This is a genomic window from Enterobacter cloacae complex sp. 382A5 (genome assembly GCF_050031095.1).
GTDB lineage: Bacteria > Pseudomonadota > Gammaproteobacteria > Enterobacterales > Enterobacteriaceae > Enterobacter > Enterobacter cloacae.
The window spans coordinates 2094590-2120997 of record NZ_JBLGVK010000001.1 but is presented as its reverse complement, the minus strand read 5'-3'; the positions used below and the strand labels follow the sequence as shown (position 1 = coordinate 2120997).

Below are 26408 nucleotides of genomic sequence, written 5' to 3'. Positions count from 1 at the left end.
GCTCAAACACGCTCAAGGATCATGGCAATGCCCTGACCCACACCGATGCACATCGTACACAGCGCGTAGCGCCCGTGGCGTCGATGCAATTCATTGCTCGCGGCCAGCGCCAGCCTGGCACCGCTCATTCCCAGCGGATGGCCTAACGCAATGGCCCCTCCGTTCGGATTGACGTGTGCGGCATCGTCCGGCAACCCCAGCTGACGCAGCACGCCCAGCGCCTGCGAGGCGAAGGCTTCGTTCAGCTCAATCACATCCATCTCGTTGATGCTGAGCCCCGCTCGCTCCAGCACTTTGCGGGTGGCGGGCACCGGCCCTAGCCCCATCAGACGTGGCTCCACGCCTGCGGTGGCCATGGCCACAATCCGCGTGCGCGGCACAAGCCCCTGTGAAAGCGCCATCTGCTCGCTGGCGATAATCAGTGCAGCGGCGCCATCGTTCACACCAGAGGCGTTACCTGCGGTAACGACACCATTTTTGCGAAACGGCGCTTTCAGGGCGGCAAGTTGCGCCAGCGTGGTGTCGGCGCGCGGGTGCTCATCAACAGAGACCTCCGTAACGGTCCCTTTTTTCCCCGGCACCAGCACCGGCACGATCTCCTGCGCCAGAATGCCGTTTTGCTGCGCCCGGGCGGTACGTTGCTGGCTGCGCAGCGCGAACGCATCCTGATCGGCACGGCTGATATTTAACAATTCAGCTACATTCTCTGCCGTTTCCGGCATGCTGTCAGTTCCGAACGTCTGATGCATGAGCGGATTCACAAATCGCCAGCCAAGGGTGGTATCGAAGATCTCCGCCTGGCGCTGAAACGCCGCGGTGGCTTTCGCCATCACAAACGGCGCGCGGGACATCGACTCCACGCCACCGGCAATCAGCAGATCGCCATCACCGGATTTTATGACGCGTGCAGCAAAGCCAACCGCATCCAGCCCCGAGCCGCACAGGCGGTTGATCGTCGTGCCGGAGACGGTCTGCGGCAGCCCGGCCAGCAGCGACGCCATACGCGCCACGTTGCGGTTGTCTTCCCCCGCCTGGTTGGCGCAGCCGAAGATCACATCATCAATCCGCTCCGGGTCGAGCTGCGGATAGCGCTCCAGCAAGGCACGCAGCGGTATAGCGCCCAGATCGTCCGCGCGTACGGCGGATAACGCCCCGCCGTACCGCCCCACCGGGGTTCGCACCCCATCACAAATAAATGCGTCACGCATCAGGCTTCTCCTGTCACATTGCCGCCGATGCGGTGGGATTTTCCGCGAAAGAGAGCGACGGTTTTCTGTTGTTGGTTCTGAATTTCGATGTCATATACGCCGGTCAGTTTGCCCTGATGCTTAACCCGCGCGGTGGCGGTCAGCTTGTCTCCGACAAAACCCGGTCGAAGGAAATCGATTGTGCAGCCAGAGGCCACCGCCGCCAGCCCCTGGCTGTTGCAGGCGTAGGCAAACGCGGTGTCGGCCAGCGAGAAGAGCTGTCCGCCGTGGCAGGTTTTATGGCCGTTAAGCATCTGCGGGGTGATGGTCATGGTCACCACTGCGTAACCTTCGTCCATGTCGATAATGTCCATCCCCATTGCCTGCGCGCAGGCATCCTGTTCGTACATGGTGCGGGCGTTATGCCAGGCGTTATGACTCATAGCTACTCTCCAGAAGCGCACGCTGGCGCAGCAGTGAACAGGGGCGATAACGTTCTTCGCCGTAATGACGCTGCAGGTTTTCCAGCAGCGTTAACAGACGTTGCCAGCCCAGCCGCTCGCCCCAGGCAATCGGCCCGGACGGGTAGTTCACGCCCAGACGCATGGCGGTATCGATATCTTTTTCGCTGGCGACCCCTTTCTGCAGCGCATCCAGCGCTTCGTTGGCAATCATCGCCACCGTGCGCCAGACCAGCAGGCCAGGGTAATCGGCAATCTGCACCACCCGCTTTCCCTGCTGTTGCAGGTAGCGGATGACTTTTTGCGTCGCGGTATGCGGGTTGCTGGCTGCCGACGCAATCACCGCCACGTCGCGCTCAATACGATCAACCACCACCACCGGGCAGTTGAGGCGCAGCGCCAGCGCCTGAGCGGTTTCGCCCTGCGTTTCAATCAGCAACACCTCATCGATTTCCGTGACACCGTCACGTTTTCGTTCAACCCGCATAGGGCTAAAGCTGTCGTTGATCGTTTCAAGCCATGGCACCGGTGGCGATTCGCCGCGCCAGTCGTAAACGCCCTTCCCGCTTTTTTTGCCCAGCCGCCCCGCCAGTACCAGCTCCTGCTGCACCAGTGAAGGCAGAAAACGCCGCTCCTGCCAGAACGCGTTAAACACCGAACAGGTCACGGCGAAGTTCACGTCCTGCCCAATCAGATCGGTCAGTTCCAGCGGCCCCATCGGGAAACCACCGCCCTCGCGCAGGGCCGCATCAATCACTTCAGGAGCTGCAACCTGTTCTTCCAGCGCGCGCCAGGCTTCGGAATAGAAGGGACGCGCCACGCGATTTACGATGAAGCCCGGCGTCGACTGGCAGCGCACCGGCTGTTTCCCCCAGTTCAGCGCCAGCTCGCACAGCGCGTCGGCCACTTCCGGCGAGGTCGCCAGCCCGCTAACCACCTCCACCAGCTTCATCACCGGTGCCGGGTTAAAGAAATGCATGCCTGCCACTCGCTCTGGATGACGGATATCCGCCGCAATCGCTGTGATCGAGATAGAAGATGTGTTGCTGGTAAGCAGGGTCTGCGGCGGGCAGATCTCCGCCAGTTCGGCAAACAGCGCTTTTTTCAGCTCAAGGCGCTCGGAGGCGGCTTCTATCACCAGGTCCGCCGCGGTTAGCACACTGATATCCGTGACCGGGGTCAGCCGGGCGAGGATCTGCCCACAGGCCTCCTCAGTGAGTTTGCCCCGCGTCACCCGGGAGGCCAGGCGCTGGCGAATGCCGTCGATGGCGCGGGAAATGGCGTCTGAGGCGATGTCGTACATCATCACCTGATGCCCATGGCTTGCCGCGACTTCGGCTATTCCGGCGCCCATTGTCCCGCTTCCAATGACGGCGACAGTACGAATGTTCAGCATCTTACTTCCCCGTAAAATTCGGCACGCGCTTCGCCAGAAAGGCGCTCACGCCTTCGCGGTAATCGTCGCTGCGTCCGGCCAGCCGTTGATAATCGCGCTCCAGGTCAAGCTGTGCGTCCAGGGTATTGGTTTCCGCGGCGTTAATCGCCTGTTTGATCAGCCCCAGCCCAAAGGTGGGCTGCGAGGCAAAGTGCAGCGCCAGCTGCTGCGCCGTGCTGGAGAGCTGGTCGTCATCCACCACCTGCCAGATCATTCCCCAGTCGTGCGCCTGTTCGGCGCTCAGTTTGTCGCCAAGCAGCACCAGCCCCATGGCGCGGGCACGTCCGGCCACGCGCGGCAGGAACCAGGTTCCGCCGCAGTCCGGGACTAACCCCAGCTTGCTGAAGGCCATTACAAAGGTGGCGGAGCGCGCGGCAATCACCATGTCGCACCCCAGCGCCAGCGTGGCCCCTGCTCCTGCCGCCACGCCGTTGACCGCGCAAATCACCGGTTTTGGCAGCGCAGCCAGACGACGCACCAGCGGGTTATAAAAGGTCTCGACGGACATCCCCAGATCCGGCGCAGGACCGTTCGGGTCGACGTTACGGTCGTTCAGATCCTGCCCGGCACAGAAGCCGCGCCCTGCGCCGGTGATCAGCAGACAGCGGATCGTCTCATCGCGCTCGGCCTGCTGCAGGCATTCTGCAAGCTGCTGGTGCATCACATCGTTAAAGCTGTTCAGACGCTCCGGACGGTTCAGCGTCAGGGTCATTACGCCTTGCTCTACATGACTGAGAATAAATTCCACAATTAGCGTCCTTTAAAGTCGGGAGTACGTTTCTGTAAGAAGGCGTCGATGCCTTCTCGCCTGTCTTCCGTGGCCGAGAGCAGCGTGAACAGTTGACGCTCCTGGGCCAGACCCGCCTGCAGTGGCACCTCCTGTGACTGGCGCAGCGCCTGTTTAGCCGCCTGTAGCGCCAGCGGCGAGTGGCGCGCCATCAGCGCTGCCTGTTTCAGGGCATATTCCAGCGTCAGCGAGGCCGGGAAAACGTCGCTGACCAGACCGGCACGCTGGGCCTGCTGCGCCGTAATGCTTTCCCCGGTCAGTACCATTCTGCTGGCGAGCGATTTGCCCACGCAGCGGATCAGGCGCTGCGTGCCGCCCGCACCGGGCATGATCCCAAGCGTAATTTCCGGCAGTCCGAAGCGGGCGTTGTCACCGGCAATCACTACGTCGCACAGCAGGGCCAGCTCGCAGCCAGCCCCGAGTGCAAAACCGTTCACGGCGGCAATCAGCGGCTTATTGAAGGCGTCTATCCGCTTCCACAGCTGAGGACGACTATCGTTCAGGGTGGCAGGCAGATCTTTTTCTGCCATTTCGTTGAGATCGGCCCCGGCCGCAAAGCAGCGCTCGCTGCCGTAAATTACACAGGCAGAGAGGGTGTTATCGCTGGCCGCCGCCTCCAGCTGTTCTGCAAGCTGTGTCAGCAGCGCATTGTTAAGGGCGTTGCGTGCCGCCGGTCGGTTGAGCGTGAGTTGCAACACGCGGTCATAACGGGTGACCAGAAGTTCGCTCATGCCATCCCCTTAGCGTCAAAGTCGACGACCACGTCGGCGGTTAGCGGCAGTGCCTGACAGCTCAGCACATACCCGGCGGCCAGTTCGTCCGGCTCCAGGCTGTAGTTGGTCGCCATGTCCACCTTGCCGCGCAGCACTTTGCATTTACAGGTGGCGCAGACGCCTCCCTTACAGGCATACGGCAGATCCGCCCCCTGACGCAGGGCGGCATCAAGAATGCTCTCATCGTCCGCCGTCAGGACGATCTCGCGGTCACGTCCGTCCTGGCGCACGATCACCTTCTGGCCTTCCGCCTGCACGCTCACCGCGCGCTTAACGGCCGTGCCCGGCGTATTAAACCGCTCTAGGTGAATGGATTTTTCGGCCATTCCCAGCGCTTTTAAGGTCGCTTCAGCCTCGTCCATCATCGCGGCCGGGCCGCAGATAAAGGCCTCGTCGTACTGGCGGAAGTTGATCAGCGTTTTTGCCAGCGCCTGCAGCTTTTCACCGTCGATACGGCCGTTAAGCAGGTCGCTGTCCAGCCGCTCCTGGCTGAAGATGGCAACCAGCTGCAACCGCTGCGGGTATTTATCCTTCAGGTCTGCCAGCGCCTGACGGAACATCATGCTCTGGCTGCTGCGGTTGCCGTAGATCAGGGTGAAGTGGCTGTTCGGTTCGGCGGCCAGCGTGGCGGATAAAATCGCCAGCATCGGGGTGATGCCGGAGCCCGCGGCAATCGCCAGATAGTGACCTTCCCGTTCAGGCTGCGGCTGATAGCCAAAATGCCCCTGGGGAACCATCACCTCCAGCGTCATGCCCGGTTTGATCTCATCCCGGGCGTAACGGGAGAAACGCCCGCCTTCAATAGCTTTAACCGCGACGCTGATCTCCCCCGGCGCGCTACTCCGGCAGATGGAGTAACAGCGGCGCAGTTCGTCTGCACCCAGTCTGGTTTTCAGGGTCAGGTGTTGGCCGGGACGAAAGCGGTAAGCCTCCTGCAACGCCTGCGGAACCGCGAAGGTGATGGTCACCGCATCGCGGGTTTCGGGTTCTACTTTTGCCACTGTTAATGAATGAAACGTTGTCATGACAACCTCAAATACATTTGAAATAGTCGAAGGGTTCGCGGCAGGTATTACAGCGATACAGCGCCTTACAGGCCGTAGAACCAAACTCACTGATAAGCGAGGTGTCGGTGCTGGCGCAGCGCGGGCAGCTCACCTCAGCGGGAACGTGGGCATGACAGCTGTGCCCCACGGGTGGGCTGATGCCATACGCGCGCAGACGTTCACGCGCATCGGCGGTCATCCAGTCGGTCGTCCAGGCGGGTTCCAGCTGCAGCACAATGTGCACCGGCGTATAACCGTGCGCCGTCAGGGTGTCGCGGATGGCGCCAAGCAGGTGTTCCGTCGCCGGGCAGCCTGAATAGGTTGGCGTAAAGCCAATCACCCAGCCTTCGCCCTGCGCGGTGACGCTGCGCACCATGCCTAAATCGGTGATGGTGAGCACCGGTACTTCCGGGTCCGGGATCTGGCTTAACAGGGACCAGATGTGCGGAACCTGTGGGGGGGCGATGTCGACAAGACGTTGCATGGCGTTCTCCTTTACCACTGCTGACCGGGATACGCGCGCTGGAGATACTGCATCTCTGCCAGCATCGGGCCCAGATGCTCGGTATGCAGCCCGCGTTTTCCGCCGGTGCGATAGGCCGTCTCATCGGGTACGCGCAGGGTGGCTTCCTGCAGTCCGGCAAACACTTCGTTTTCCCACGGCTGGCGCAGGGTGCGCGGATCAACCGCAACGCCGGACTCAATCAGCTCAAGTTCAACGTCATCCGCCTCGAACAACTCGGCCGTAAAGCGCCACAGGTTGTCGATGGCCTGCTGCATTTTTTGCGACGAGATTTCGGTGCCGTCTCCCAGGCGCACCAGCCAGCCGCGGCTAAAGCGCAGGTGATAACGCGCCTCTTTAATCGCCTTGGCGGCGATAGCGGCAAGCTGACTGTCGCTGCTGTGGATCAGCCGTTCGTAGAGGGCAACATTCCACGCGTCCATCAGGTACTGGCGGGCGATCGTGTCGGCGAAGTTGCCGTTCGGCTGTTCTGCCAACAGTAAATTATGAAACTGACGCTCATCGCGGCCGAAGGCCAGGGTGTCTTCATCGCCCTGACCTTCCCGCTCTGCCGCGCAGGCGAGGAAGTTGCGCGCCTGCCCCAGCAGATCGAGACCGATGTTGGCGAGCGCAAGGTCGATTTCCAGCTCCGGCGCGTGTCCGCACCAGGCTCCGAGGCGCTGCGAGAGCACCAGACCGTTGTCGCCCAGACGCAGGGCGTATGCAGATACTGTTTTCATCCCTGACCTCACATATGCTCGATGCCATCAGGGATGGTGTAAAACGTCGGGTGGCGATAGACCTTGCTTTCCGCCGGGTCGAAGAACTCGCCGCTCTCTTCCGGCTGAGAGGCAACGATCTCGCTCGCCTTCACCACCCAGATCGAGCAACCTTCGCTGCGGCGAGTATAGGCGTCCCGCGCGTTTTCCAGCGCCATGCGATCGTCAGCGGCATGCAGACTGCCAACATGGCGGTGGGATAACCCTTGTTTGCTGCGTACGAACACTTCGTACAGCGGCCAGTAGACATTGCTCATCGTGATTTCCTCTTATGCGGCCTGACGGGCGCGTTGTTTTTCTGCATGCGCCAGTGCGGCTTCACGCACCCACGCCCCCTCTTCCCAGGCTTTGCGCTTGGCGGCCAGGCGTTCGTGGTTGCAAATCCCGCGTCCGTTGATCACCTCGTCAAACTCCTGCCAGTCAATCTCACCGAAGCGGTAGTGGCCGGTTTCCTCGTCAAAGCGCAGGTCGGGATCGGGTACCGTCATCCCCAGCATCTCCACCTGCGGGATGGTGTTGTCGACGAAGCGCTGACGCAGTTCGTCATTGCCAAAGCGTTTAATTTTCCAGGCGAGACTGCGGGCGCTGTTCGGCGAGTTGTCGTCGTTTGGTCCGAACATCATCAGGGCGGGCCACCAGAAACGGTTGATGGCATCCTGCAGCATCTGCCGCTGGGCGTCGCTCCCCTGCGCCAGCGCCATGCAGGCTTCAAACCCCTGACGCTGGTGGAAGCTCTCTTCTTTACAGATTTTCACCATCGCGCGGGCGTACGGCCCGTAAGAGGTCCGGCACAGCGCCACCTGATTGACGATAGCGGCACCGTCCACCAGCCAGCCGATTACACCGATATCGGCCCAACTCAGCGTCGGATAGTTAAAGATGGAGGAGTATTTCATCTTGCCGTCGAGCATTTTCTGGTAGATGTCTTCCCGCGCGCAGCCCAGCGTTTCAGCCGCGCTGTAGAGATAGAGCCCGTGTCCGGCTTCGTCCTGCACTTTCGCCAGCAGGATCGCTTTGCGGCGTAGCGTCGGGGCGCGGGTGATCCAGTTCCCTTCCGGCAGCATGCCGACAATTTCAGAGTGGGCGTGCTGACCAATCTGGCGGATCAACGTCTTGCGATAGGCTTCCGGCATCCAGTCCTGAGGCTCAATCGCCGTCTCCTGCGCTATGCGCTGCTCAAAGCGTTGTTCTTGCGTCACGTCATCACCTTTATGATTCGTTAGTTTGCAACTTAAAGCGTAATTGTGAATCACTTTGTTTTTTTAAAAGTTACACAAAGGTTAAATATACCCCCAAGAAATGTTTCCCGATTTTGTGATGTCGCTCGCAGGGCTTTTGCACAAAGGCCGCCAGATAAGGGCTGCAACCGCCGCACACCTTCCCCTGAGATCACATTGTTAACAATTCATTAAAACTCAGCTTGATTTTTATGATTCATGATCAAACTATTAATAGTGAAATAACGAAACATGTGGAGATAAGAGATGCAGCAGTTAGCCAGTTTCTTGTCCGGTGTCTGGCAGTCTGGCCGGGGCCGCGAACGTACTATTCATCACGCCATCAGCGGTGAAGCGCTCTGGAGCGTGACCAGCGAAGGGCTGGACATGGCGGCGGCACGTCGCTATGCCATTACCCATGGCGGTGAAGCGCTCCACGCCATGACCTTTATCGAACGCGCGGCGATGCTGAAAGCGGTGGCGAAGCACCTGCTCAGCCTGAAAGAGACGTTTTATGCTCTTTCAGCCCAGACCGGCGCGACAAAGGGCGACAGCTGGGTAGATATTGAAGGTGGGATTGGCACGCTGTTCACCTATGCCAGTCTGGGGAGCCGTGAATTACCGGACGACACGCTGTGGCCCGAGGACGAACTGATCCCGCTGTCGAAAGAAGGCGGCTTTGCGGCGCGCCATGTGCTGACGTCAAAATCGGGCGTGGCGGTGCATATTAACGCCTTCAACTTCCCCTGCTGGGGAATGCTGGAAAAACTCGCCCCCACGTGGCTTGCCGGGATGCCGGCGATCATCAAACCCGCTACCGCCACCGCGCAGGTGACGCAGGCGATGGTGAAAGCGATCGTGGAGAGCGGTCTGGTGCCGGACGGCGCCATCAGCCTGATCTGCGGCGGCGCGGGCGATCTGCTGGACCATCTCGACAGCCAGGATGTGGTGACGTTTACCGGCTCCGCCAGCACCGGCCAGAACCTGCGTGTTCACCCGAATATTGTGGCAAACGCGATCCCGTTCACCATGGAAGCCGACTCCCTGAACTGCTGCGTACTGGGGGAAGACGTGACGCCGGAACAGCCCGAATTCGCCCTGTTCATTCGTGAAGTGGTACGTGAGATGACCGCCAAGGCCGGACAGAAATGTACCGCCATCCGCCGCATTATCGTGCCGCAACACCAGATTGACGCGGTAAGTCAGGCGCTGATCGCCCGGCTGGAAAAGGTGGTGGTGGGCGACCCGGCGCAGGAAGGCGTGAAAATGGGTTCCTTGGTCAATAGCGAACAGCGTGCGGACGTGCAGGAGAAGGTGGATCAGCTTGTGGCCGCAGGCTGCCAGGTTCGCCTGGGCGGAAAAGCCGACCTGCAGGCCGCCGGAGCGTTTTACCCGCCAACCCTGCTCTTTTGCCCGCAGCCGGATGAGACCCCGGCGGTGCACGCCACCGAAGCGTTCGGGCCGGTGGCGACTCTCATGCCATATCGCCACGCAGACCATGCGATGCAGCTTGCCCGCGCGGGCGGCGGTAGCCTGGCCGGGACGCTGGTCACGGCGGATCCCGCGCTCGCCCGCCAGTTTATTTCTGGTGCAGCGCGGGCACACGGTCGCATTCAGATCCTCAATGAAGAGTCAGCAAAAGAGTCTACCGGCCACGGTTCTCCGCTTCCGCAGCTCGTGCACGGCGGTCCCGGACGTGCAGGCGGCGGCGAGGAACTGGGTGGCCTGCGTGCGGTCAAACACTATATGCAGCGCACCGCCATTCAGGGCAGCCCGACCATGCTGGCCGCCATCGGCAAACAGTGGGTACGTGGCGCGACGGTGCATGAAGATCGCGTTCATCCGTTCCGCAAATACTTCGAGGAATTGCAGCCGGGCGACAGCCTGCTGACGCTGCGCCGAACCCTGACGGAAGCCGATATCGTTAACTTTGCCTGCCTGAGCGGGGATCATTTCTATGCTCACATGGACAAGATTGGCGCAGCGGAGTCGATCTTTGGCGAGCGGGTGGTACACGGTTACTTCCTGATTTCCGCTGCCGCCGGGCTGTTTGTTGATGCAGGTGTGGGGCCGGTAATTGCCAACTACGGCATGGAAAACCTGCGCTTTATCGAGCCGGTGAAACCGGGCGATACCATCCAGGTGCGCCTGACCTGCAAACGTAAAACCCTGAAGAAACAGCGTACGGCGGATGAAAAACCCACCGGCGTGGTCGAATGGGCGGTTGAGATTTTCAATCAGCACCAGCAGGCGGTGGCGCTCTACTCCATTCTGACGCTGGTGGCTCGCCAGCAGGGTGATTTTTAAGGCTGTTACCCGTGCGGGTTTAATCAGTTAATCACACTAAAAAAGAGGGGAAAACACGGACTGGATGGCTTTGGGTAACACATCATCCAGTCCGCATAGCCTGGCTAATTTACATCCAGAAACATTAAGAAAATTGACCATATACTTAGCATGGTTATTATCCCTTGCGGGAATTTTCCCCTAACTAAATTACATGGATGATGAGTAGACTATGGCAATTCCTGTATATCTTTTCTTAACTGACGACGGCGGTGCAAAAATCACCGGCTCGGTAGATGTTCATGATCGTGAAGGGAGCATAGAAGTTACTGGCTTTACGCATAACCTCCGGCTGCCAACAGATGCTTTAACGGGAAAAATCACTGGTAAACGTAACCATGCCCCCATCGTTTTTCAAAAGGAGATTGATTCCTCTTCCCCTTATCTGATGAAAGCTGTTGCGACTGGGCAAACACTAAAAACGGCGGAATTCAAATGGTATCGCATAAACGATGCCGGACAGGAAGTGGAATATTACAATATGCATCTCGATAATATTCGCGTCGTTTCCGTTACGCCCTTAATGCATGACACGAAGGATCAAACGAAAGAAAAACACAATCATCTTGAAGTTGTGGAGCTGCGCTACGACAAGATTACCTGGACGTATTGCGACGGTAATTTGCGTTTCGCAGATAGCTGGGCAGAGCGTTAATTATGCGTACTCCTTTATATTCCACGCCGTACGATATCTCTTCTTTTTCACCACCAGGGGTTGATGTTGTAAGCCATATGGTAATAGCCCGATTTCATGGCGGGGCCTCATTGATGACTTACGTATGGTTTTATCAAATGGTGAGAAACCATGGTCCATGGGATTTTAAGCAAGGCCGTGCCCAGTATGCCAACTTTGGAAATTTCCATTTCGGTGTCGTGGGCGCGGCAGCGGGCATCCCTGATGGTGTGTTACTTCGGGGTGCAGGTGCTGCGCAGATCCTTGCTGGAACAAGCGATCCGGTAGAATTTGCCAAATATCAGGATGCCTTTGCATATGGTGATGACCCGGTTGACCAATTATGGATAAGAGCAGGAATAGATTATGCGCGACGGTCGGGTTTTTAACTGGCGAGTCGGGGTGATGGTTGTCATTCTCCTGGGCTTCATCTTGTACCCTTTTCGCGATCTTTTCACCGTGTATGAAAACCTGCAGGGAAAAATGAGGGTTAATGAGCAATTAAATTTGTATATCACGCGGGTAGAGGCAAGTTCATTATCCAAAGATACGTTTCACTTTTATCTCTATGATGCGAGAAAAAGCCCCGAAGCGTTTATGTCTCATATTAAGGACATTAAGCCTGTTATGGTCACCAATGATGATAAAGCCACCGCGACCGTAAAAGACGGTGAAATTTATCTCCACGTTCGTGGCAATGTTTACTCGTTCAACACGGTTGGGTACGACGTACATATACATCTCGATAGATCACCTTACTGATCATCAACGCTATTTACCGGGGATGTGATTTATCGCCGCACTTTTCTAACCTGGCAAGACTGACAAATAACCTGGCAGATGCAGGCAAACGCTTTTTTCACGCGCCTGTCAGGATAAGACTCACAACACAATAAACACAACAAGATGAGGTCTACGATGAGAAGCAATTCTTCATTTTCTGCCCGTAGAACGGCACTGGCTCTGGCCGTTGCGCTCTGCTGTGCCTGGCAATCTCCCGTTTTCGCTCACGGCAGTGAGGCGCATATGGTCCCAATGGACAAAACGCTGGCAGATTTTGGCGCAGAGGTACAATGGGATGATTACGCACAGATGTTCACCATTGCGAAAGACGGTGCGTTCGTAAAGGTTAAGCCAGGCGCTAACACCGCCATCGTTAATGGCAAACCCCTTGCGCTGTCGGTACCGGTGGTGATGAAAGACAACAAAGCCTTTATCTCGGACACCTTTATCAACGACGTCTTCCAGTCCGGCCTCGACCAGACGTTCCAGGTTGAGAAACGCCCCCATCCGCTTAATGCATTAACGGCGGATGAGATTAAGCAAGCCGTGGCCATCGTCAAAGCCTCAAAGGAGTTTAAACCGAACACCCGCTTCACCCAGATTGCCCTGGCCGAGCCCGAGAAAGCCAAAGTGTGGGACTTTGTGCTGAACGGCACAGCGGTGGATGCCCCGCGTCAGGCGAATATCACCATGCTGGACGGCAAACACGTCATCGAAAGTCGTGTAGACCTGAAGGATAAGAAAATCCTGCGCTGGGAGGCCGTAAAGGATGCGCACGGCATGGTGCTGCTGGATGATTTCGCCACCGTGCAGCAAATCATCAACGAGAGCCCGGAATTTGCTGAGGTGCTGAAACAACGCGGCATCAGCGATACGAAGAACGTGATCACGACCCCGCTGACCGTCGGCTATTTTGACGGCAAAGACGGCCTGAAGCAGGAAGACCGTCTGCTGAAAGTGGTGAGCTATCTGGATGTGGGCGACGGTAACTACTGGGCACACCCGATTGAGAATCTGGTGGCGGTGGTTGATCTCGAACAGAAGAAGATCCAGAAAATTGAAGAAGGCGCGGTTGTTCCGGTGCCCATGACTCCGCGTCCGTATGATGGCCGTGACCGCATCGAAACGCCGAAAAAACCGCTTGAGATCATCGAACCGGAAGGCAAGAACTACACCATTACCGGAGACATGGTGCACTGGCAGAACTGGGATTTCCACCTGAGCCTGGACTCCCGCGTGGGGCCGATGATCTCGACCGTCACGTACAACGACAACGGTAAGAAACGCCAGGTCATGTATCAGGGCTCCCTGGGCGGGATGATCGTCCCTTACGGCGATCCGGATGTGGGCTGGTACTTTAAAGCCTATCTCGATTCGGGCGACTACGGCATGGGCACCCTGACCTCCCCGCTGGTGCGCGGCAAAGATGTGCCGTCCAACGCCGTGATGCTCAATGAAACCATCCCGGATTACACCGGTACGCCGATGGAGATCCCACGTGCCATCGCCATTTTCGAGCGCTACGCCGGACCTGAATATAAGCATCAGGAGATGGGCAAGCCAAACGTCAGCACCGAACGCCGCGAGCTGGTGGTGCGCTGGGTAAGCACCGTTGGCAACTACGATTACATCTTCGACTGGGTATTCCACGAAAACGGCACCATCGGCATTGATGCCGGAGCCACCGGGATTGAAGCCGTGAAAGGCGTGCAGGCCAAAACGATGCATGACGCCACTGCCAAAGACGACACCCGATACGGCACCTTAATCGATCACAACATCGTCGGTACCACCCACCAGCACATCTATAACTTCCGTCTCGATATGGATGTGGATGGCATCGACAATAAACTGGTGGCGATGGATCCGCAGGTGAAACCGAACACGGCTGGCGGCCCGCGTACCAGTACCATGCAGGTCAATCAGTACGATATCGATAGCGAACAGCAGGCGGCGCAGAAATTCGATCCGGGTACCATTCGCCTGCTGAGCAACACCCGCAAAGAGAACCGTATGGGGAACCCGGTCTCGTACCAGATCATCCCTTACGCGGGCGGCACGCACCCGGTAGCCACGGGCGCGAAGTTTGCACCGGACGAGTGGATCTACCATCGCCTGAGCTTTATGGATAAACAGCTGTGGGTGACGCGTTACCATCCTGACGAAATGTACCCGGAAGGGAAATTCCCGAACCGCTCCACGCACGATACGGGGCTGGGTCAGTACAGCAAAGACAATGAGTCACTCACTAATCAGGACGATGTGGTCTGGATGACCACCGGAACCACGCACGTTGCCCGCGCGGAAGAGTGGCCCATCATGCCAACGGAATGGGTGCATACATTGCTTAAGCCGTGGAACTTCTTTGACGAAACGCCAACGCTTGGCAGAAAAAAAGACGAACAGAAATAATCACCGACCGGGCGTAATGCCCGGTTTTTTATTCATTTATTTGCCGAATCTCTCAGCCTGATTATAGTTATTTAACCACTCATTCTAATGACATCTTTTCAAACATTTTCAGCCAGGACACGACGTTTAATCACCGTAACGTAGTACTTTCTCTGAGAGGTTTTAGATGAAATTGAATTTGATTGTCAGAAGTCTTGCTCTGGCTGGGCTTCTCGTTTCCGTCAGTCCCTCTTATTCCGCCGAAGCCCCAAAGGACGCGACCGCGGCGACGCAACAGGCGAATAATGCCCTTTTCAACCAACTCCCTTTCTCCGATAACACCGACTTCACCAATGCACATAAAGGGTTTATTGCCCCACTGCCGCAGGAGATTATCAAAGGGGAGCAAGGGAATGTTATCTGGGATCCGCAACAGTACGCCTTTATTAAAGAGGGTGATAAAGCACCGGATTCCGTTAATCCCAGTTTATGGCGTCAATCTCAGCTGATTAATATCAGTGGTCTGTTCGAAGTGACCGACGGGGTATATCAGATCCGCAACCTCGATCTGTCGAATATGACGATTATCGAAGGTAAAGAAGGAATTACCGTGGTCGATCCGCTGGTATCAGCAGAAACCGCAAAAGTCGGCATGGATCTGTATTACAAAAACCGGGGTAAAAAGCCGGTGGTCGCCATCATTTATACCCACAGCCATGTGGATCATTACGGCGGCGTTCGCGGCGTGGTGGATGAAGCTGACGTGAAATCCGGGAAAGTGAAAGTCTATGCCCCGTCCGGGTTTATGGAAGCCGCGGTGGCTGAAAATATCATGGCGGGCAACGTCATGAGCCGTCGCGCCAGTTACATGTATGGCAACCTGCTGAAACCCGATGCCAAAGGACAGGTGGGTGCAGGGCTGGGTACCACGACCTCTGCCGGTACCGTTACCCTGATCGCACCGACCAACATCATTGAGAAAGATGGCCAGAAAGAGGTTATCGACGGGCTGACCTATGATTTTATGCTGGCACCGGGCTCAGAAGCGCCTTCAGAGATGCTCTGGTATATCGAAGAGAAAAAGGTCATTGAATCTGCCGAGGATGTCACTCACACGCTGCATAATACCTATTCGCTGCGCGGCGCAAAAATCCGTGAGCCGCTGCCCTGGTCGAAGTATATCAATCAGGCAATTGTCCGCTGGGGTGACAAAGCAGAGATCATCATGGCACAGCACCACTGGCCAACCTGGGGCAACGATAATGTGGTCAGGCTGCTGAAGAGTCAGCGCGATCTTTACCGTTACATTAACGATCAGACACTGCGCATGGCGAACGAAGGTCTGACGCGCGATGAAATCGCCGCGAATTTCACCCTTCCTGACTCGCTGGCCCATACCTGGGCTAACCGGGGCTACTATGGTTCAGTCAGTCACGACGTAAAAGCCACCTATGTCCTCTATCTGGGCTGGTTTGACGGCAACCCGGCAACGCTTGATGAGCTTCCTCCTGTTGATGCCGCGAAGAAATTCGTGGAGTACATGGGGGGCGCTGACGCCATTCTGAGTAAAGCTAAAACCGACTACGACCAGGGTAACTACCGCTGGGTGGCACAGGTGGTCAGTAAAGTGGTCTTTGCCGATCCGAACAACCAGGCCGCGCGTAACCTGGAAGCGGATGCGCTGGAGCAGCTCGGCTATCAGGCTGAATCCGGGCCGTGGCGTAACTTCTACCTCACCGGTGCGCAGGAATTGCGTAACGGCGTCGTGAAAGGCCCAACGCCAAACACGGCAAGCCCTGATACCGTTCGGGCGATGACGCCGGAAATGTTCTTCGACTATCTGGCCGTGCATATTAATGGTCAAAAAGCCGGGGACGCAAAATCGGTATTTAATATCGATCTTGGCAGCGATGGCGGTAAATATAAGCTTGAGCTGGAAAACGGCGTGTTGAATCACACGGCCAATGCCGAAGCGAAAGACGCCGATGCGACGCTCACGCTGAACCGGGACACGCTTAACAAAATCATCCTCAAAGAGATCACGCTGAAACAGGCGCAGGACAGTGGCGATGTCAAAATCAGCGGTGACAGTACCAAAATTGATGCCATGCTTGGCTACATGGATAAGTTTGATTTCTGGTTTAATATTGTGACGCCGTAACGTCGCGGATTTACGGGCGGTTTACCCGCCCGCTTTTATTTCTCTTTCTCCCTGGACGGGGTAAACATCATCAATGGAAAAAAGAAAAAACCTCCCCCCCGAACGAGCCACCTGGCCTACACGTCAGGCCATGGTGCATCACGGGCTGGCGATGAACCTGCCCTGGCTGGCCTTTGTTAACGTCAGCTTTGCCCTGATGATCCTGCTGCGCCACATCCTGCTGGAAAACAGCGCGGTGCTGTACCCCGGTTCACAACACTTGACCCGGATTGTCGATGCCTCAATGCTGGGCATTATTATACTGTCCGCTGCATTAATCCTGATGGCCTGGCGCCGCATCGCCGGGATAAGCGTAGTGCTGTTTGTCTGCAGTGCCTTCTGGTCGATGTGCAGTTACTGGTTCATTACCGCCCTGCACCTTCCCCACGTCTGGCCGCTTTGCGTGATTTTATTGCTCTCCGGTTTGACGGCGCTCTATTTTTACCCGGAGGGATTACTCTCGTTTGTGCTCCCGCTCTGGCTCACCCTGCCGGTCGCCAGCTGGGTGTTGAATGATGGCCTTCATTTTCGCTTTACCACCATCTGGATCGTATTCACGCTGATTATGCTTTGCGGGCGGTTTATCCTGTTAAGCTGGTTTGACGAGGCCTGGCGGCGGAATCAGCAAAACCAGCTGTTAATCTCCAGGCTCGATGCGCTGGCACACCAGGATCCCCTCACCAAAACCGCCAATCGCCGGATGATGGAAGTGGTGCTGGAGAATGCCGTTGAGCAGAATAAAGCCTTCTCGCTGATCATGCTGGATATCGATTATTTCAAGCTTTACAACGATACCTACGGACATCAGGCCGGTGACGACTGTCTGACACGCGTGGCGCAGGTGCTGAAGCAGGCCGTGCGCACCCCGGACGATGTGGTGTCACGCTACGGCGGAGAGGAATTTGTGGTGATCCTGTTTAATTGTCCGGAGAACGTTGCACAGCAGGTTGCCCGCCGAATTCAGGACGGCCTGCGCGCGGCGGCGATACCGCACGGTGCGTCCAAAGTCAGTGAGCATGTGACCGTCAGCATGGGGATTGCAGGAATTGCACCGGGCCTGGCGGGCCCGGAACTGATCGCCCGCGCCGATGCGGCGCTGTACCGCGCGAAAGAGGCCGGGCGGGATCGGTGGTCGCTGTAAAACTAGCCCGCCAGGGCCTGATGCCCTCACCCTGACCCTCTCCCACGGGAGAGGGAACAAACACTAAAAAGGCAACCTCCCGGTTGCCTTTTGCTTTTATTAATAGCGCACGCACACCGATTTGGTTTCACACCAGCCGTCCAGCCAGTCCGGGCCGAAGTCGCGTCCGGTGCCGGACTGCTTCATGCCGCCGAACGGCAGGTTGGCGTCAATCAGCGTATGGCTGTTCACCCAGACGGTACCCGCCTGCAATCTGTCGGTATACTCCAGCGCCTTACTGATATTCTGCGTCCAGACGCTGGCGGTCAGGCCATATTCGGTATCGTTGGCAAGGGTTAGCGCCTCTTCGCCATCGGCTACGCGTACCAGGTTGACCACCGGGCCGAACACCTCTTCGCGGGTCAGCCGGAGTCCCGGATCCGGGTTGACCACCAGCGTCGGCGAGATGTAATACCCTTTTCCGTCCGGCCCACGGTTACCGGTGATCAGCTCTGCATTGCGCGATTTTGCTTCATCCAGGAAGGTCTGCACCTTGTCGCAGTGAGCGCGGGACACCAGCGGGTTGATAAACGCCTCCGGCGACATGCCCGGCCCCACGCTCAGGGATTTCACCGCCTGCTCAAACCCGCTGACCAGCGTGTCAAAAAGCGGCGCTTCTATATAGATACGCGAGCTCGCGGCGCAGACCTGGCCCTGATTAAGGAAGCTGCCGGTCATCAGCCCCTCAATCACCCACGCCGGATCGGCGTCTTTCAGCACGATGGCCGGGTTTTTGCCGCCCAGCTCCAGCGTCACGCCGGTCAGCGTGTCCGCCGCCGCGCGGGCAATCTGTTTCCCCGTCGCCGTGGAGCCGGTGAAGCTCACTTTGGCAATATGCGGATGCGAGGTCAGCGCGGCACCGCACACCGCGCCGCTTCCGGTCACCACGTTAAACACACCGTCAGGGATACCGGCTTCGCTCGCCAGTTCCGCCACCCGCAGCATGGTCAACGGCGTGGTTTCTGACGGCTTAATGACGATAGAGCAACCCGCTGCCAGCGCAGGCATCACCTTCCACATGCCGATCATCAGCGGGAAGTTCCACGGCACAATCCCGGCCACCACGCCCACCGGCTCTTTACGCGTCCACGCCTGATAGCGTGCACCTTGCGGCAAGGGAATGGAGAGATCGAGGGTTTTGCCGGTTATTTTGGTGGTCAGCCCGGCGGTATAGCGCATCCAGTTCAGGGTGCAACCCACTTCAAAGAGACGGGAAATATTGATGGATTTCCCCTGCTCCAGCGTTTCAAGCTGGGCCAGCTCCTCGCTGTGCTGCTCCACCAGGTCGGCAAAGCGCAGCAGGATGCGCTCGCGCTCTGCCGGTAATTTCCCGGCCCAGTTGCGGGCGACAAAGGCTCGCCAGCCGGACATCACCGCGCGGTCGACATCATCGACGCTGGCATCTGCCGTAGAGGCGATAACCTCCCCGGTGGCAGGGTTATAAATATTCAACCGTTTTTCACTCTCCGACGCGGCCTGCCGCCCCTCAATCCACAGCCCGTGATGTCGGTCCAGAAACTGCTGTACGCCTGGCTGGATGGCGACCTGTGATTCAGACATAGGGTACTCCTTCGTTATTATTCGCAGGGTGTTACTGCAGTCTAAGAGGCCTTTCGCATTCCCGCTTTTGTCTGTGTGACATTCGCTTTGCCACCTGTGACAGGTGCCGCAATTCGTGATAATTCCGCCTTATAACGCTGTTACCGGTGAGTGTTCTTTCCTATAGTCAGCCTCATGATTCTGACAAAACGCAACACAAATGCAACAATGCGAAAACATTGATGGCGCAGCGAGATAAACGATGGCATGTGTAAGCGAACAGGAACGGTATCAGCAGTGGCTGGCGCAAATTAACCATGTCTGCGGGCGCTTTAACGCGCGTCCTTTAGAGGGGGAATTCTTCGGCGAGCTGGAAACCAGCTACGCCCGAAGCCTGAAGTTAAGTACCGTCACCGCAGGCGGGGTTAATTTGTTCCGCTCCCGTCAGGAGATCGCCCAGAGCAATGATGCCTGGTTTTATACCGTGTTCCAGCTTGAAGGCAGCGCGCAGATTGAGCAGGACGATCGCCGCGCGGTGCTGAACGCCGGCGACATTACGCTTCTTGATGCCGCTCGTCCCTGCTCCATCAACTGGCAGCAAAAATCCCGTCAGATTTCCCTGCTGGTTCCCCGTCAGATTATTGAGCAACAGTGTCGTTTTCAGGAGGTAAGCTGCGCCCTCGCGCTCTCCCGCTCGTTGCCAACCGTACAGCTAAGCCATCGCCTGCTGCTGGAGAGCATGGGAAATGCCAACCTGAGTGACCGGGAGAGCGAAGCCGCGCTGGAAGCGATGATCTGCCTGCTCCGCCCGGCGTTTCAGCAGCGCGATGCGGTGCAGCCGCGTAAGGAGCGCCAGTTCAGGAACGTTCTGTCGCTGATTGATGACCATATTCAGTCGGAATCCCTGCGTCCGGAATGGATTGCCGCAGAGAGCGGCATGTCGGTGCGCAGCCTGTACCGCATGTTTGCCGATAAGGGGCTGGTGGTAGCGCAGTACATCAAAAATCGTCGGCTGGATCTGTGTGCGCAGGTGTTGCGCTCCGCCAGCGACGAGGAAAAGCTGGCGGGAATTGGCTATAGCTGGGGGTTTGCCGACCATAGCCATTTTTCAACGGCGTTTAAGCAGCGTTTTGGCGTCTCACCGGGCGAGTACCGCAAGCGCTTTCGCTGATTACTTCTTCAGCCATTTTCCGTTAATGCCCTTCACGTATTCTCCCGGCTGCGCGCGGGCCACCAGCTTTTGCCCGGCCATCTTCGCCACTTCATCAACCGGCAGGTTATTGCTGTCCGCCAGCTTCTGGTAGCTTTCCGTACGCGCCGCGTTGATGCGGCTCACCAGCGCCAGCGTTTCAGGGTCTTGTTTCACCGGGGCAAGATACCCGCTCAGGGTTTCCCCGACCCGCCCCTGCGCCCGGGCCTCGTTTAAGGTCAGGGTTGCCGCCTGCACGTTCATGCCCAGCGCCAGTAACATCAGAGCTAATCGTTTCATGGCGTCCTCAGAACAGATCGCTGCGCGATTTCAACAGGGTTTCAACGTCTTTATCGACTTTAATGTGGATCTCATGTTCGATTTTGACGTTCATATTGATGGTGATCGGCTCCTTCGGCGCAGCGACTTCAATGCGCGGCGTACAGCCGGTCAAGAGCGCGGCAACGGCGACGGTGAGTACACCAGCCCTCATTTTCATTGTTGTTCCTCACTTTCCTTGCCAGTCGAACTGCGGATACCAGGTAGCGCCGCGTGTTGCTCAAACCAGGTTTGTAGATTGTCTCCAAAGCGCAGGCTACGCCAGAGAGTAAAGACGTTCTCGTCATGGGTGTAGTTAAGATTCACGGAGCTGCTTTTGCCATCAACCCGGCTGGTGCCTTTGAGGGTCGCCTGCATGGTTAATTCACCCAGATTATCTAAATTGAGTCTTGTCCAGGACTGTGAAATTTCCATATAGCGGAGCCAGTTAATCGCTGCCCCTGCAACCATATTATCGTTGACGATGGCATCAGCGGTGTCTTTATCAATACGCAGCGTCATCGGCCCCGGGTTGGTTAGCCAGCCATCTTTAATGATCCATTTTTCATTGTCCAGCCAGAACGGTAGCGCCCCGCTTACCGGGCCAGACAGGGCAAACTGCTTCGGATTAATGGCGCTGATCAGCTCGCTGGAGGAGATGTTGTCCACGCGCAGCAGCGCCGGGTCATGCTGCGGCATTCTGAGCTGCTGCATGGTGATTTTCCCGCCGAGGGTCTCCACCTTGACGTTGGTCAGCAGCAGCGGGTTTTCCTCGCTCCACGGATAGTCACCCTGCAGGTCTGCGGTGATGTTGCGCGCGGTCACGAGGTTTTCCACTTCGCCAATACGCAGCGTAACGGGGCCGCGCGTACCCAGCGACCAGGTGCCCTCGCTAAAACGGAACGGCAGCACAAAATCCACACCGTTGATCTGGTTGTCTGGCATCCAGGCGCTACCGGATTTCAGTACACCGTGGCCGCCAGCTTCAAAGCCCTGATCGGCAGCGGCAGAGAAGGCCACCTGCGCATAAAGCTCACCGTCGCGCAGCGTCATTTTCCAGTCTGGCGGGATCAGTGGCTGGAACACGGTAAGGGATTGTTTTGGCCACCAGGCCTGACCGCGAAGGCGTTCCCCGTCCCAGCGACCGTTGACCTGCACCGGGCCGATGGCCTCGGCATGCAGATCGCCTTTGAACTGGAATATCGTCGGGTCTGTTCCGTCAACGCTGAAGGTCAGCACCGACGGGGGCAACACGCTGCCGCCCGCAAAACGGGTCTCTCCGGCATTGAGCGACAGCGCACCGCTAAATGTCGGCGTGACAGGGTCACGAACCCAGCGTACCGGTTTATCCAGCACCAGACGCGGTTTACTGACTTCCATGGTGCCGTACTGCAGCTTGTCAAAGCCGGTTGAGAGCGCGGTCAGCTCGATGAGTTTGTCGCGCCATTCGCCTTTTCCGGCCACATCCCAGCGCGCGTTCATTGGCGTAAAGCCACCTTTGCCCCAGTAACGCCACTGCCAGAGGCCGTTATCGGGTAAAAAGTCGTTGGCCTGGCCGTCCAGGTGGAGTTCAAAATCCCCCATCTCGTTCTCATGGGCGCGCAGAATCGCCTGCAGACGACCATCCACGCCCTTTTGCGTGAGCTTCACGCCCGCCAGCGGCCAGCGAATTTCGTCGATATCCAGCGAATCAATAATGCGTCCGCGCGAACGCAGCAGCGCACCCGGCTCAAAGGCAAGCTGCGGATCGTTCAGGCTGCCGGTCAGTCTGGCCGGGAGTCTGGCGTAAAGCACCAGATCGTCCTGTTTGGCCTCGCCGCTCAGGTGAAGCGGCATGTCGCTATTTTCCAGGCTGAGCCTGCCCGGCCCGAGATTCAGCACGGCGTTACCCTTCCCGGCATCGCCCTGAGTCAGAACATTGAGGCGTCCGGTAAAGGTGGCTTTTTCCAGCCCCTGCTGCCAGTTATCCACCCGGAGACCCACGCGGCCGCTCATCGGCATGCCGGACAGGTTCCAGTTCCAGCGTCCGTCGCTGATATTCAGCTGTTGTGCCGTGATCTGCCACGGTAAATCGAGCAGCGGATCGGGGTTGTCCCGCGCCATCACCAGCAGTTGCCCCTGATTCTCCTCCCAGTCCAGATCGGCATCGACCAGCGAGGTGAGCTGTGGCACGTTAAAAGTCGCGACCGCATGGCCTTTCACCGGCACGCCATCCGGCACCAGCGGCAGGGTAAACTCACCCACCAGTTTTACGGGCGGCACCTGGCCGGGGAGTTGTACATCAAGCTGACTGACCGAGAGAGTCTGGCCGCGTAACTGCCCTTTGAAACTGACCTGCTCGCCGTTATAGGTCACCGCCTGTACCGCAGGCGTCAGTGAGGCATGCAGTTCCCCTTCCCACTGTTGCCAGGGAGACAGGGTAAGACGGCGGATAGTGAGCCAGGTATTAGGCAGCACCGACTGCCATTGTGCCAGGGTTTTTGGCGCAACGGTTGAGGGGGCTGACTGGGGAATTTTACTGAGGCACACTGTGTTAAGTTCAAGCGCACCAATATCCAGATTCCAGCGGCTGGGGTGCGACAGCGTGGCGTTTTCAACCCTGGCAATCTCGCAATCCTCAACCAGATAGCGCAGATTGGGGATCACCAGCGCGTGACGGGTCAGTTTGGGGCTTTCCTCAAAGGCGATACGTGTACCGACAGGCAACCAGATACCGGCGAGGGTCGGTACCCACTGGGCGAGCGTCATCAGCAGCGTCAGCGGCAATAAAATCAACAGCAATAAGAGCGCAATCGCGGCTTTGTATTTACCCTTCATGGGCAGTTAATATCCTGATTTAGCGAGAGAATTAAGCCGACAGTGCCGAACATTGTCGCATGTTTAGCAAGTGAGTTGAAGTAAATGCCCGATATAAGGATAGATGCACTGCCCCGCTGGGGGAAATTTTTCATTTTGCGCAACCTGAAGAAGTCAAATGAGATTCAAGAGGTTACGCATCAGGCGAGACAAAATTTCAGAGTGAGTGAACCCTGTTAGTAGCGGTTACGTGGTAGAGCCAGCAAATACAGGAGCGAGAAAATCAGCGAACCCCAGTAGACCGAGTCATACCGATAAGGATCAAAATCGATATGTAAAAATCCGTGCACAAACTCATAACCATTCGCAAAGATGTTTATTTGTACTGCGGCCATGCCGATCACGAACAACGTATAAACAATGAACAGAGGGTATTTACCAAGTCCATTCACCTTCAGCTTCCCCACATACAGCAACAGGAAAACGACTATTGATACAATGAAATAGCATAAGGCAGGCCAAATGGGTGGGGTTAATGACAACTCAAATTCTTGCGACATAATCAATTCCCTTCTGCTATCTGATACATCTGCCAACCTGTCACACTACCACTGGTCAAGTCCAGCGCCATGGCTGTTTTAGAGGCCTCTTGCCATCCTTTAATATAATCAGATTCGATGTTACGAAACAAACTCCATGATTTTTCTCTTGGTGCCAGAACTTTCCTGCCTGCACCATATGCTGATAAGGAAATATCAACGACACCATAGGCCAAATCAGCCTGATTATTTCCATAACCAAGTTTCGCAGCGGCATACCGATAAGCATCTCGCAGAGTTCCGGACTGATCCTCACGATAGAGAAGATAGTACCCATTCTCGTACATATTATTCAGCCCATGAGCTATCATCGGTGCGCCGTATGCAGCACAAGCAAGTCCCAGCGAACCAACGCATAAACTTGCACCACCATAAACTTGTGCCCCACCTGCAACGAAGCCGATCTGTTTGAGAACCAAGGTCGTCGTCGTTGCCCGATTATTTTCTACGACAATGTATAACTTGGCCTTATTGAATGTAAGTAAATCATCCTGTTCCTTAAGATGATGTATTTGTTCATCAAGCACCTGAATGCCGCCTGACCATGTAAGACAATGTGAATCGATTTCCCTTCTGACATGGCCGATAAGTTGTTGTGTTTCAAAAAACATTCCCGAAGTGCCATAAAGCAAATGTTTTGTGGCAATACGCTGCGTAAGGGTCTCGATCTCGTGCGTTTTATGTTCGAAATTACTTTTGTCCCGGTTATGGTTGTACATTCGACCTCCATGTCATTGTTGAAGCGATGGTAACAATACTACATTCGATGTAAGTACATTCAAAGGGCACCAGTAAATCCGTCTTAACCCATCAAATATTGATAAAAACCTTACAGTATAAATATACAAATTAATGCCGACTGCAGCTTAAGCTGCCGCTTCAACTCCCACAACACTATTATCTAAGCATATTCGCATAACACGTTACGCGCATTTACAGCCGAGTCTATATCTCCTCAGTTTAAATAGCATACACAAAAGAAAGGGTTTGAATGCCACTGAGTATGAGATGAACTTTAAAATAGATTAGTGGAGTCGCTTACATACTGTGCCAGCAAAAATGTCTATCAAGCCTTCTGACTTGATTAACATAGAATTAGGGAACCAATCGTTCTAAAATCATTGATAGAACTTATTGATTTAAATAATATTTTAGAAATTGTAAGATTATTTTAATCATGCTAACGTGGATGTAAAATCACTGGAGAAAGTCTTATGAAACTCGCGGTATATAGCACAAAGCAGTACGACAAAAAGTATCTGCAACATGTTAACGAGGCTTACGGGTTCGATCTTGAATTTTTCGACTTTCTGCTGACCGAAAAAACCGCTAAAACGGCGCACGGCTGTGAAGGCGTCTGCATCTTCGTGAACGATGACGGTAGTCGTCCGGTACTGGAAGAGCTGAAAAAGCACGGCGTAAAGTATATCGCCCTGCGCTGCGCGGGCTTCAATAACGTCGATCTTGATGCGGCGAAAGAGCTGGGGCTGAAGGTGGTTCGCGTTCCGGCCTACTCCCCGGAAGCGGTCGCGGAACATGCTGTGGGTATGATGATGTCCCTGAACCGTCGTATTCACCGCGCTTATCAGCGTACCCGAGATGCGAACTTCTCGCTGGAAGGACTGACCGGCTTTACCATGTACGGTAAAACCGCAGGCGTGATCGGTACCGGTAAAATCGGCGTGGCCGCCCTGCGTATTCTGAAAGGCTTTGGTATGCGCCTGCTGGCGTTTGACCCGTATCCAAGCGCCGCCGCGCTGGAGCTGGGCGTGGAATATGTCGATCTCCCGACCCTGTTCTCCCAGTCTGACGTGATCTCCCTGCACTGCCCGCTCACACCGGAAAACTACCACCTGTTGAATCAGACCGCGTTTGAGCAGATGAAAGACGGCGTGATGATCATTAACACCAGCCGCGGCGGGCTGATTGACTCTCAGGCGGCAATTGAAGCACTGAAAACCCAGAAAATTGGCGCGCTGGGGATGGACGTGTATGAGAACGAACGCGATCTGTTCTTTGAAGACAAGTCTAACGACGTCATTCAGGACGACGTGTTCCGTCGCCTGTCAGCCTGCCATAACGTGCTGTTTACCGGGCACCAGGCGTTCCTGACCGCAGAGGCGCTGATCAGCATTTCCGAAACCACGCTGGGGAACTTACAGCAGCTGGAAAACGGCGAAGCGTGTCCTAACGAGATAGTCTAAGCC

General features: G+C 56.4%; 25 protein-coding genes. 9 read left to right on the top strand and 16 right to left on the bottom strand.

Going from position 1 to position 26408, the window contains the following annotated elements; translation table 11 throughout:
• Positions 1–2: 2 nt before the first annotated feature.
• From pcaF to paaA, 10 genes are read right to left on the bottom strand one after another with little or no spacing between them, the layout of a single operon-like run.
• On the bottom strand, positions 3–1208 hold the full coding sequence (gene pcaF / locus ACQG2G_RS10080) for a 3-oxoadipyl-CoA thiolase (RefSeq protein ID WP_426769211.1): 1206 nt from the start codon (positions 1206–1208) through the stop codon (positions 3–5).
• Entirely contained in the window at positions 1208–1630 is a 423-nt protein-coding gene (gene paaI, locus ACQG2G_RS10075; protein ID WP_013096754.1) for a hydroxyphenylacetyl-CoA thioesterase PaaI, read from the bottom strand. The genes pcaF and paaI overlap by 1 nt, the downstream gene beginning before the upstream one ends.
• Positions 1620–3044: a 3-hydroxyacyl-CoA dehydrogenase PaaH gene (gene paaH, locus ACQG2G_RS10070; RefSeq protein ID WP_061771651.1), complete on the bottom strand. Its 1425-nt coding sequence runs from the start codon at positions 3042–3044 to the stop codon at positions 1620–1622. The genes paaI and paaH overlap by 11 nt, the downstream gene beginning before the upstream one ends.
• A gap of 1 nt (position 3045) precedes the next feature.
• A complete protein-coding gene (gene paaG / locus ACQG2G_RS10065) occupies positions 3046–3834 on the bottom strand; it encodes a 2-(1,2-epoxy-1,2-dihydrophenyl)acetyl-CoA isomerase PaaG (protein WP_248078879.1) in 789 nt (262 codons plus the stop codon).
• Positions 3834–4601 (bottom strand): 2,3-dehydroadipyl-CoA hydratase PaaF, encoded by a 768-nt coding sequence (gene paaF, locus ACQG2G_RS10060; protein ID WP_047023964.1) that lies wholly within the window; start codon positions 4599–4601, stop codon positions 3834–3836. The genes paaG and paaF overlap by 1 nt, the downstream gene beginning before the upstream one ends.
• Positions 4598–5668, bottom strand: a complete 1071-nt coding sequence (gene paaE / locus ACQG2G_RS10055) for a 1,2-phenylacetyl-CoA epoxidase subunit PaaE (protein ID WP_058682549.1) — start codon at positions 5666–5668, stop codon at positions 4598–4600. The genes paaF and paaE overlap by 4 nt, the downstream gene beginning before the upstream one ends.
• Before the next feature lie 7 nt (positions 5669–5675).
• Complete coding sequence (paaD, locus tag ACQG2G_RS10050; protein WP_013096759.1) at positions 5676–6173, bottom strand: 1,2-phenylacetyl-CoA epoxidase subunit PaaD; 498 nt, start codon at positions 6171–6173, stop codon at positions 5676–5678.
• Positions 6174–6184: 11 nt separating this feature from the next.
• A complete protein-coding gene (gene paaC / locus ACQG2G_RS10045) occupies positions 6185–6931 on the bottom strand; it encodes a 1,2-phenylacetyl-CoA epoxidase subunit PaaC (RefSeq protein WP_058680408.1) in 747 nt (248 codons plus the stop codon).
• An 8-nt stretch (positions 6932–6939) separates the two neighbouring features.
• Positions 6940–7227 carry a 1,2-phenylacetyl-CoA epoxidase subunit PaaB gene (gene paaB / locus ACQG2G_RS10040; protein WP_003857353.1) on the bottom strand — a complete coding sequence of 96 codons (288 nt, stop codon included), beginning with the start codon at positions 7225–7227 and terminating at the stop codon, positions 6940–6942.
• Positions 7228–7239: 12 nt separating this feature from the next.
• A complete protein-coding gene (gene paaA, locus ACQG2G_RS10035) occupies positions 7240–8169 on the bottom strand; it encodes a 1,2-phenylacetyl-CoA epoxidase subunit PaaA (RefSeq protein WP_013096761.1) in 930 nt (309 codons plus the stop codon).
• 285 nt (positions 8170–8454) lie between these two features.
• On the opposite strand from paaA, the gene paaZ reads away from it, so the two are divergent.
• From paaZ to ACQG2G_RS10000, 7 genes are all read left to right on the top strand, one after another.
• Positions 8455–10494, top strand: a complete 2040-nt coding sequence (paaZ, locus tag ACQG2G_RS10030; RefSeq protein ID WP_311379332.1) for a phenylacetic acid degradation bifunctional protein PaaZ — start codon at positions 8455–8457, stop codon at positions 10492–10494.
• 211 nt (positions 10495–10705) lie between these two features.
• Complete coding sequence (locus tag ACQG2G_RS10025) at positions 10706–11188, top strand: Hcp family type VI secretion system effector (RefSeq protein ID WP_013096763.1); 483 nt, start codon at positions 10706–10708, stop codon at positions 11186–11188.
• 2 nt (positions 11189–11190) lie between these two features.
• A complete protein-coding gene (locus ACQG2G_RS10020; RefSeq protein ID WP_236276674.1) occupies positions 11191–11595 on the top strand; it encodes a polymorphic toxin type 44 domain-containing protein in 405 nt (134 codons plus the stop codon).
• Positions 11573–11968: a hypothetical protein gene (locus ACQG2G_RS10015; protein WP_040023180.1), complete on the top strand. Its 396-nt coding sequence runs from the start codon at positions 11573–11575 to the stop codon at positions 11966–11968. The genes ACQG2G_RS10020 and ACQG2G_RS10015 overlap by 23 nt, the downstream gene beginning before the upstream one ends.
• Positions 11969–12124: 156 nt before the next feature.
• Positions 12125–14401, top strand: coding sequence for a primary-amine oxidase (tynA, locus tag ACQG2G_RS10010; RefSeq protein WP_061772030.1), 2277 nt, complete (start codon positions 12125–12127; stop codon positions 14399–14401).
• Positions 14402–14567: 166 nt separating this feature from the next.
• Complete coding sequence (locus ACQG2G_RS10005) at positions 14568–16541, top strand: alkyl/aryl-sulfatase (protein WP_061772031.1); 1974 nt, start codon at positions 14568–14570, stop codon at positions 16539–16541.
• A 73-nt stretch (positions 16542–16614) separates the two neighbouring features.
• Positions 16615–17721, top strand: a complete 1107-nt coding sequence (locus ACQG2G_RS10000; RefSeq protein ID WP_061772032.1) for a GGDEF domain-containing protein — start codon at positions 16615–16617, stop codon at positions 17719–17721.
• 99 nt (positions 17722–17820) lie between these two features.
• Here ACQG2G_RS10000 and ACQG2G_RS09995 read toward each other — a convergent pair whose 3' ends face one another.
• Positions 17821–19320, bottom strand: a complete 1500-nt coding sequence (locus ACQG2G_RS09995; protein ID WP_013096768.1) for an aldehyde dehydrogenase family protein — start codon at positions 19318–19320, stop codon at positions 17821–17823.
• 241 nt (positions 19321–19561) lie between these two features.
• Between ACQG2G_RS09995 and feaR the strand changes: the two genes are divergently transcribed.
• Positions 19562–20470 carry a transcriptional regulator FeaR gene (gene feaR, locus ACQG2G_RS09990; RefSeq protein ID WP_029882835.1) on the top strand — a complete coding sequence of 303 codons (909 nt, stop codon included), beginning with the start codon at positions 19562–19564 and terminating at the stop codon, positions 20468–20470.
• Here the strand turns inward: feaR and ACQG2G_RS09985 are convergent, their stop codons facing one another.
• The 5 genes from ACQG2G_RS09985 to ACQG2G_RS09965 all read right to left on the bottom strand — a co-directional run bounded on the left by ACQG2G_RS09985 (position 20471) and on the right by ACQG2G_RS09965 (position 24920).
• Positions 20471–20788, bottom strand: a complete 318-nt coding sequence (locus ACQG2G_RS09985; RefSeq protein WP_028028066.1) for a YdbL family protein — start codon at positions 20786–20788, stop codon at positions 20471–20473. It lies immediately after the preceding gene.
• Between the two features lie 7 nt (positions 20789–20795).
• Positions 20796–20987, bottom strand: coding sequence for a YnbE family lipoprotein (locus tag ACQG2G_RS09980; RefSeq protein WP_020688201.1), 192 nt, complete (start codon positions 20985–20987; stop codon positions 20796–20798).
• Positions 20984–23623: a YdbH family protein gene (locus ACQG2G_RS09975; protein ID WP_020688202.1), complete on the bottom strand. Its 2640-nt coding sequence runs from the start codon at positions 23621–23623 to the stop codon at positions 20984–20986. The genes ACQG2G_RS09980 and ACQG2G_RS09975 overlap by 4 nt, the downstream gene beginning before the upstream one ends.
• Positions 23624–23838: 215 nt before the next feature.
• Positions 23839–24162 (bottom strand): hypothetical protein, encoded by a 324-nt coding sequence (locus ACQG2G_RS09970; RefSeq protein WP_061771621.1) that lies wholly within the window; start codon positions 24160–24162, stop codon positions 23839–23841.
• Positions 24163–24164: 2 nt separating this feature from the next.
• Positions 24165–24920, bottom strand: a complete 756-nt coding sequence (locus tag ACQG2G_RS09965; protein ID WP_061771620.1) for a DUF4225 domain-containing protein — start codon at positions 24918–24920, stop codon at positions 24165–24167.
• Positions 24921–25415: 495 nt separating this feature from the next.
• Between ACQG2G_RS09965 and ACQG2G_RS09960 the strand changes: the two genes are divergently transcribed.
• Positions 25416–26405: a 2-hydroxyacid dehydrogenase gene (locus tag ACQG2G_RS09960; RefSeq protein ID WP_013096773.1), complete on the top strand. Its 990-nt coding sequence runs from the start codon at positions 25416–25418 to the stop codon at positions 26403–26405.
• Positions 26406–26408: the final 3 nt, after the last annotated feature.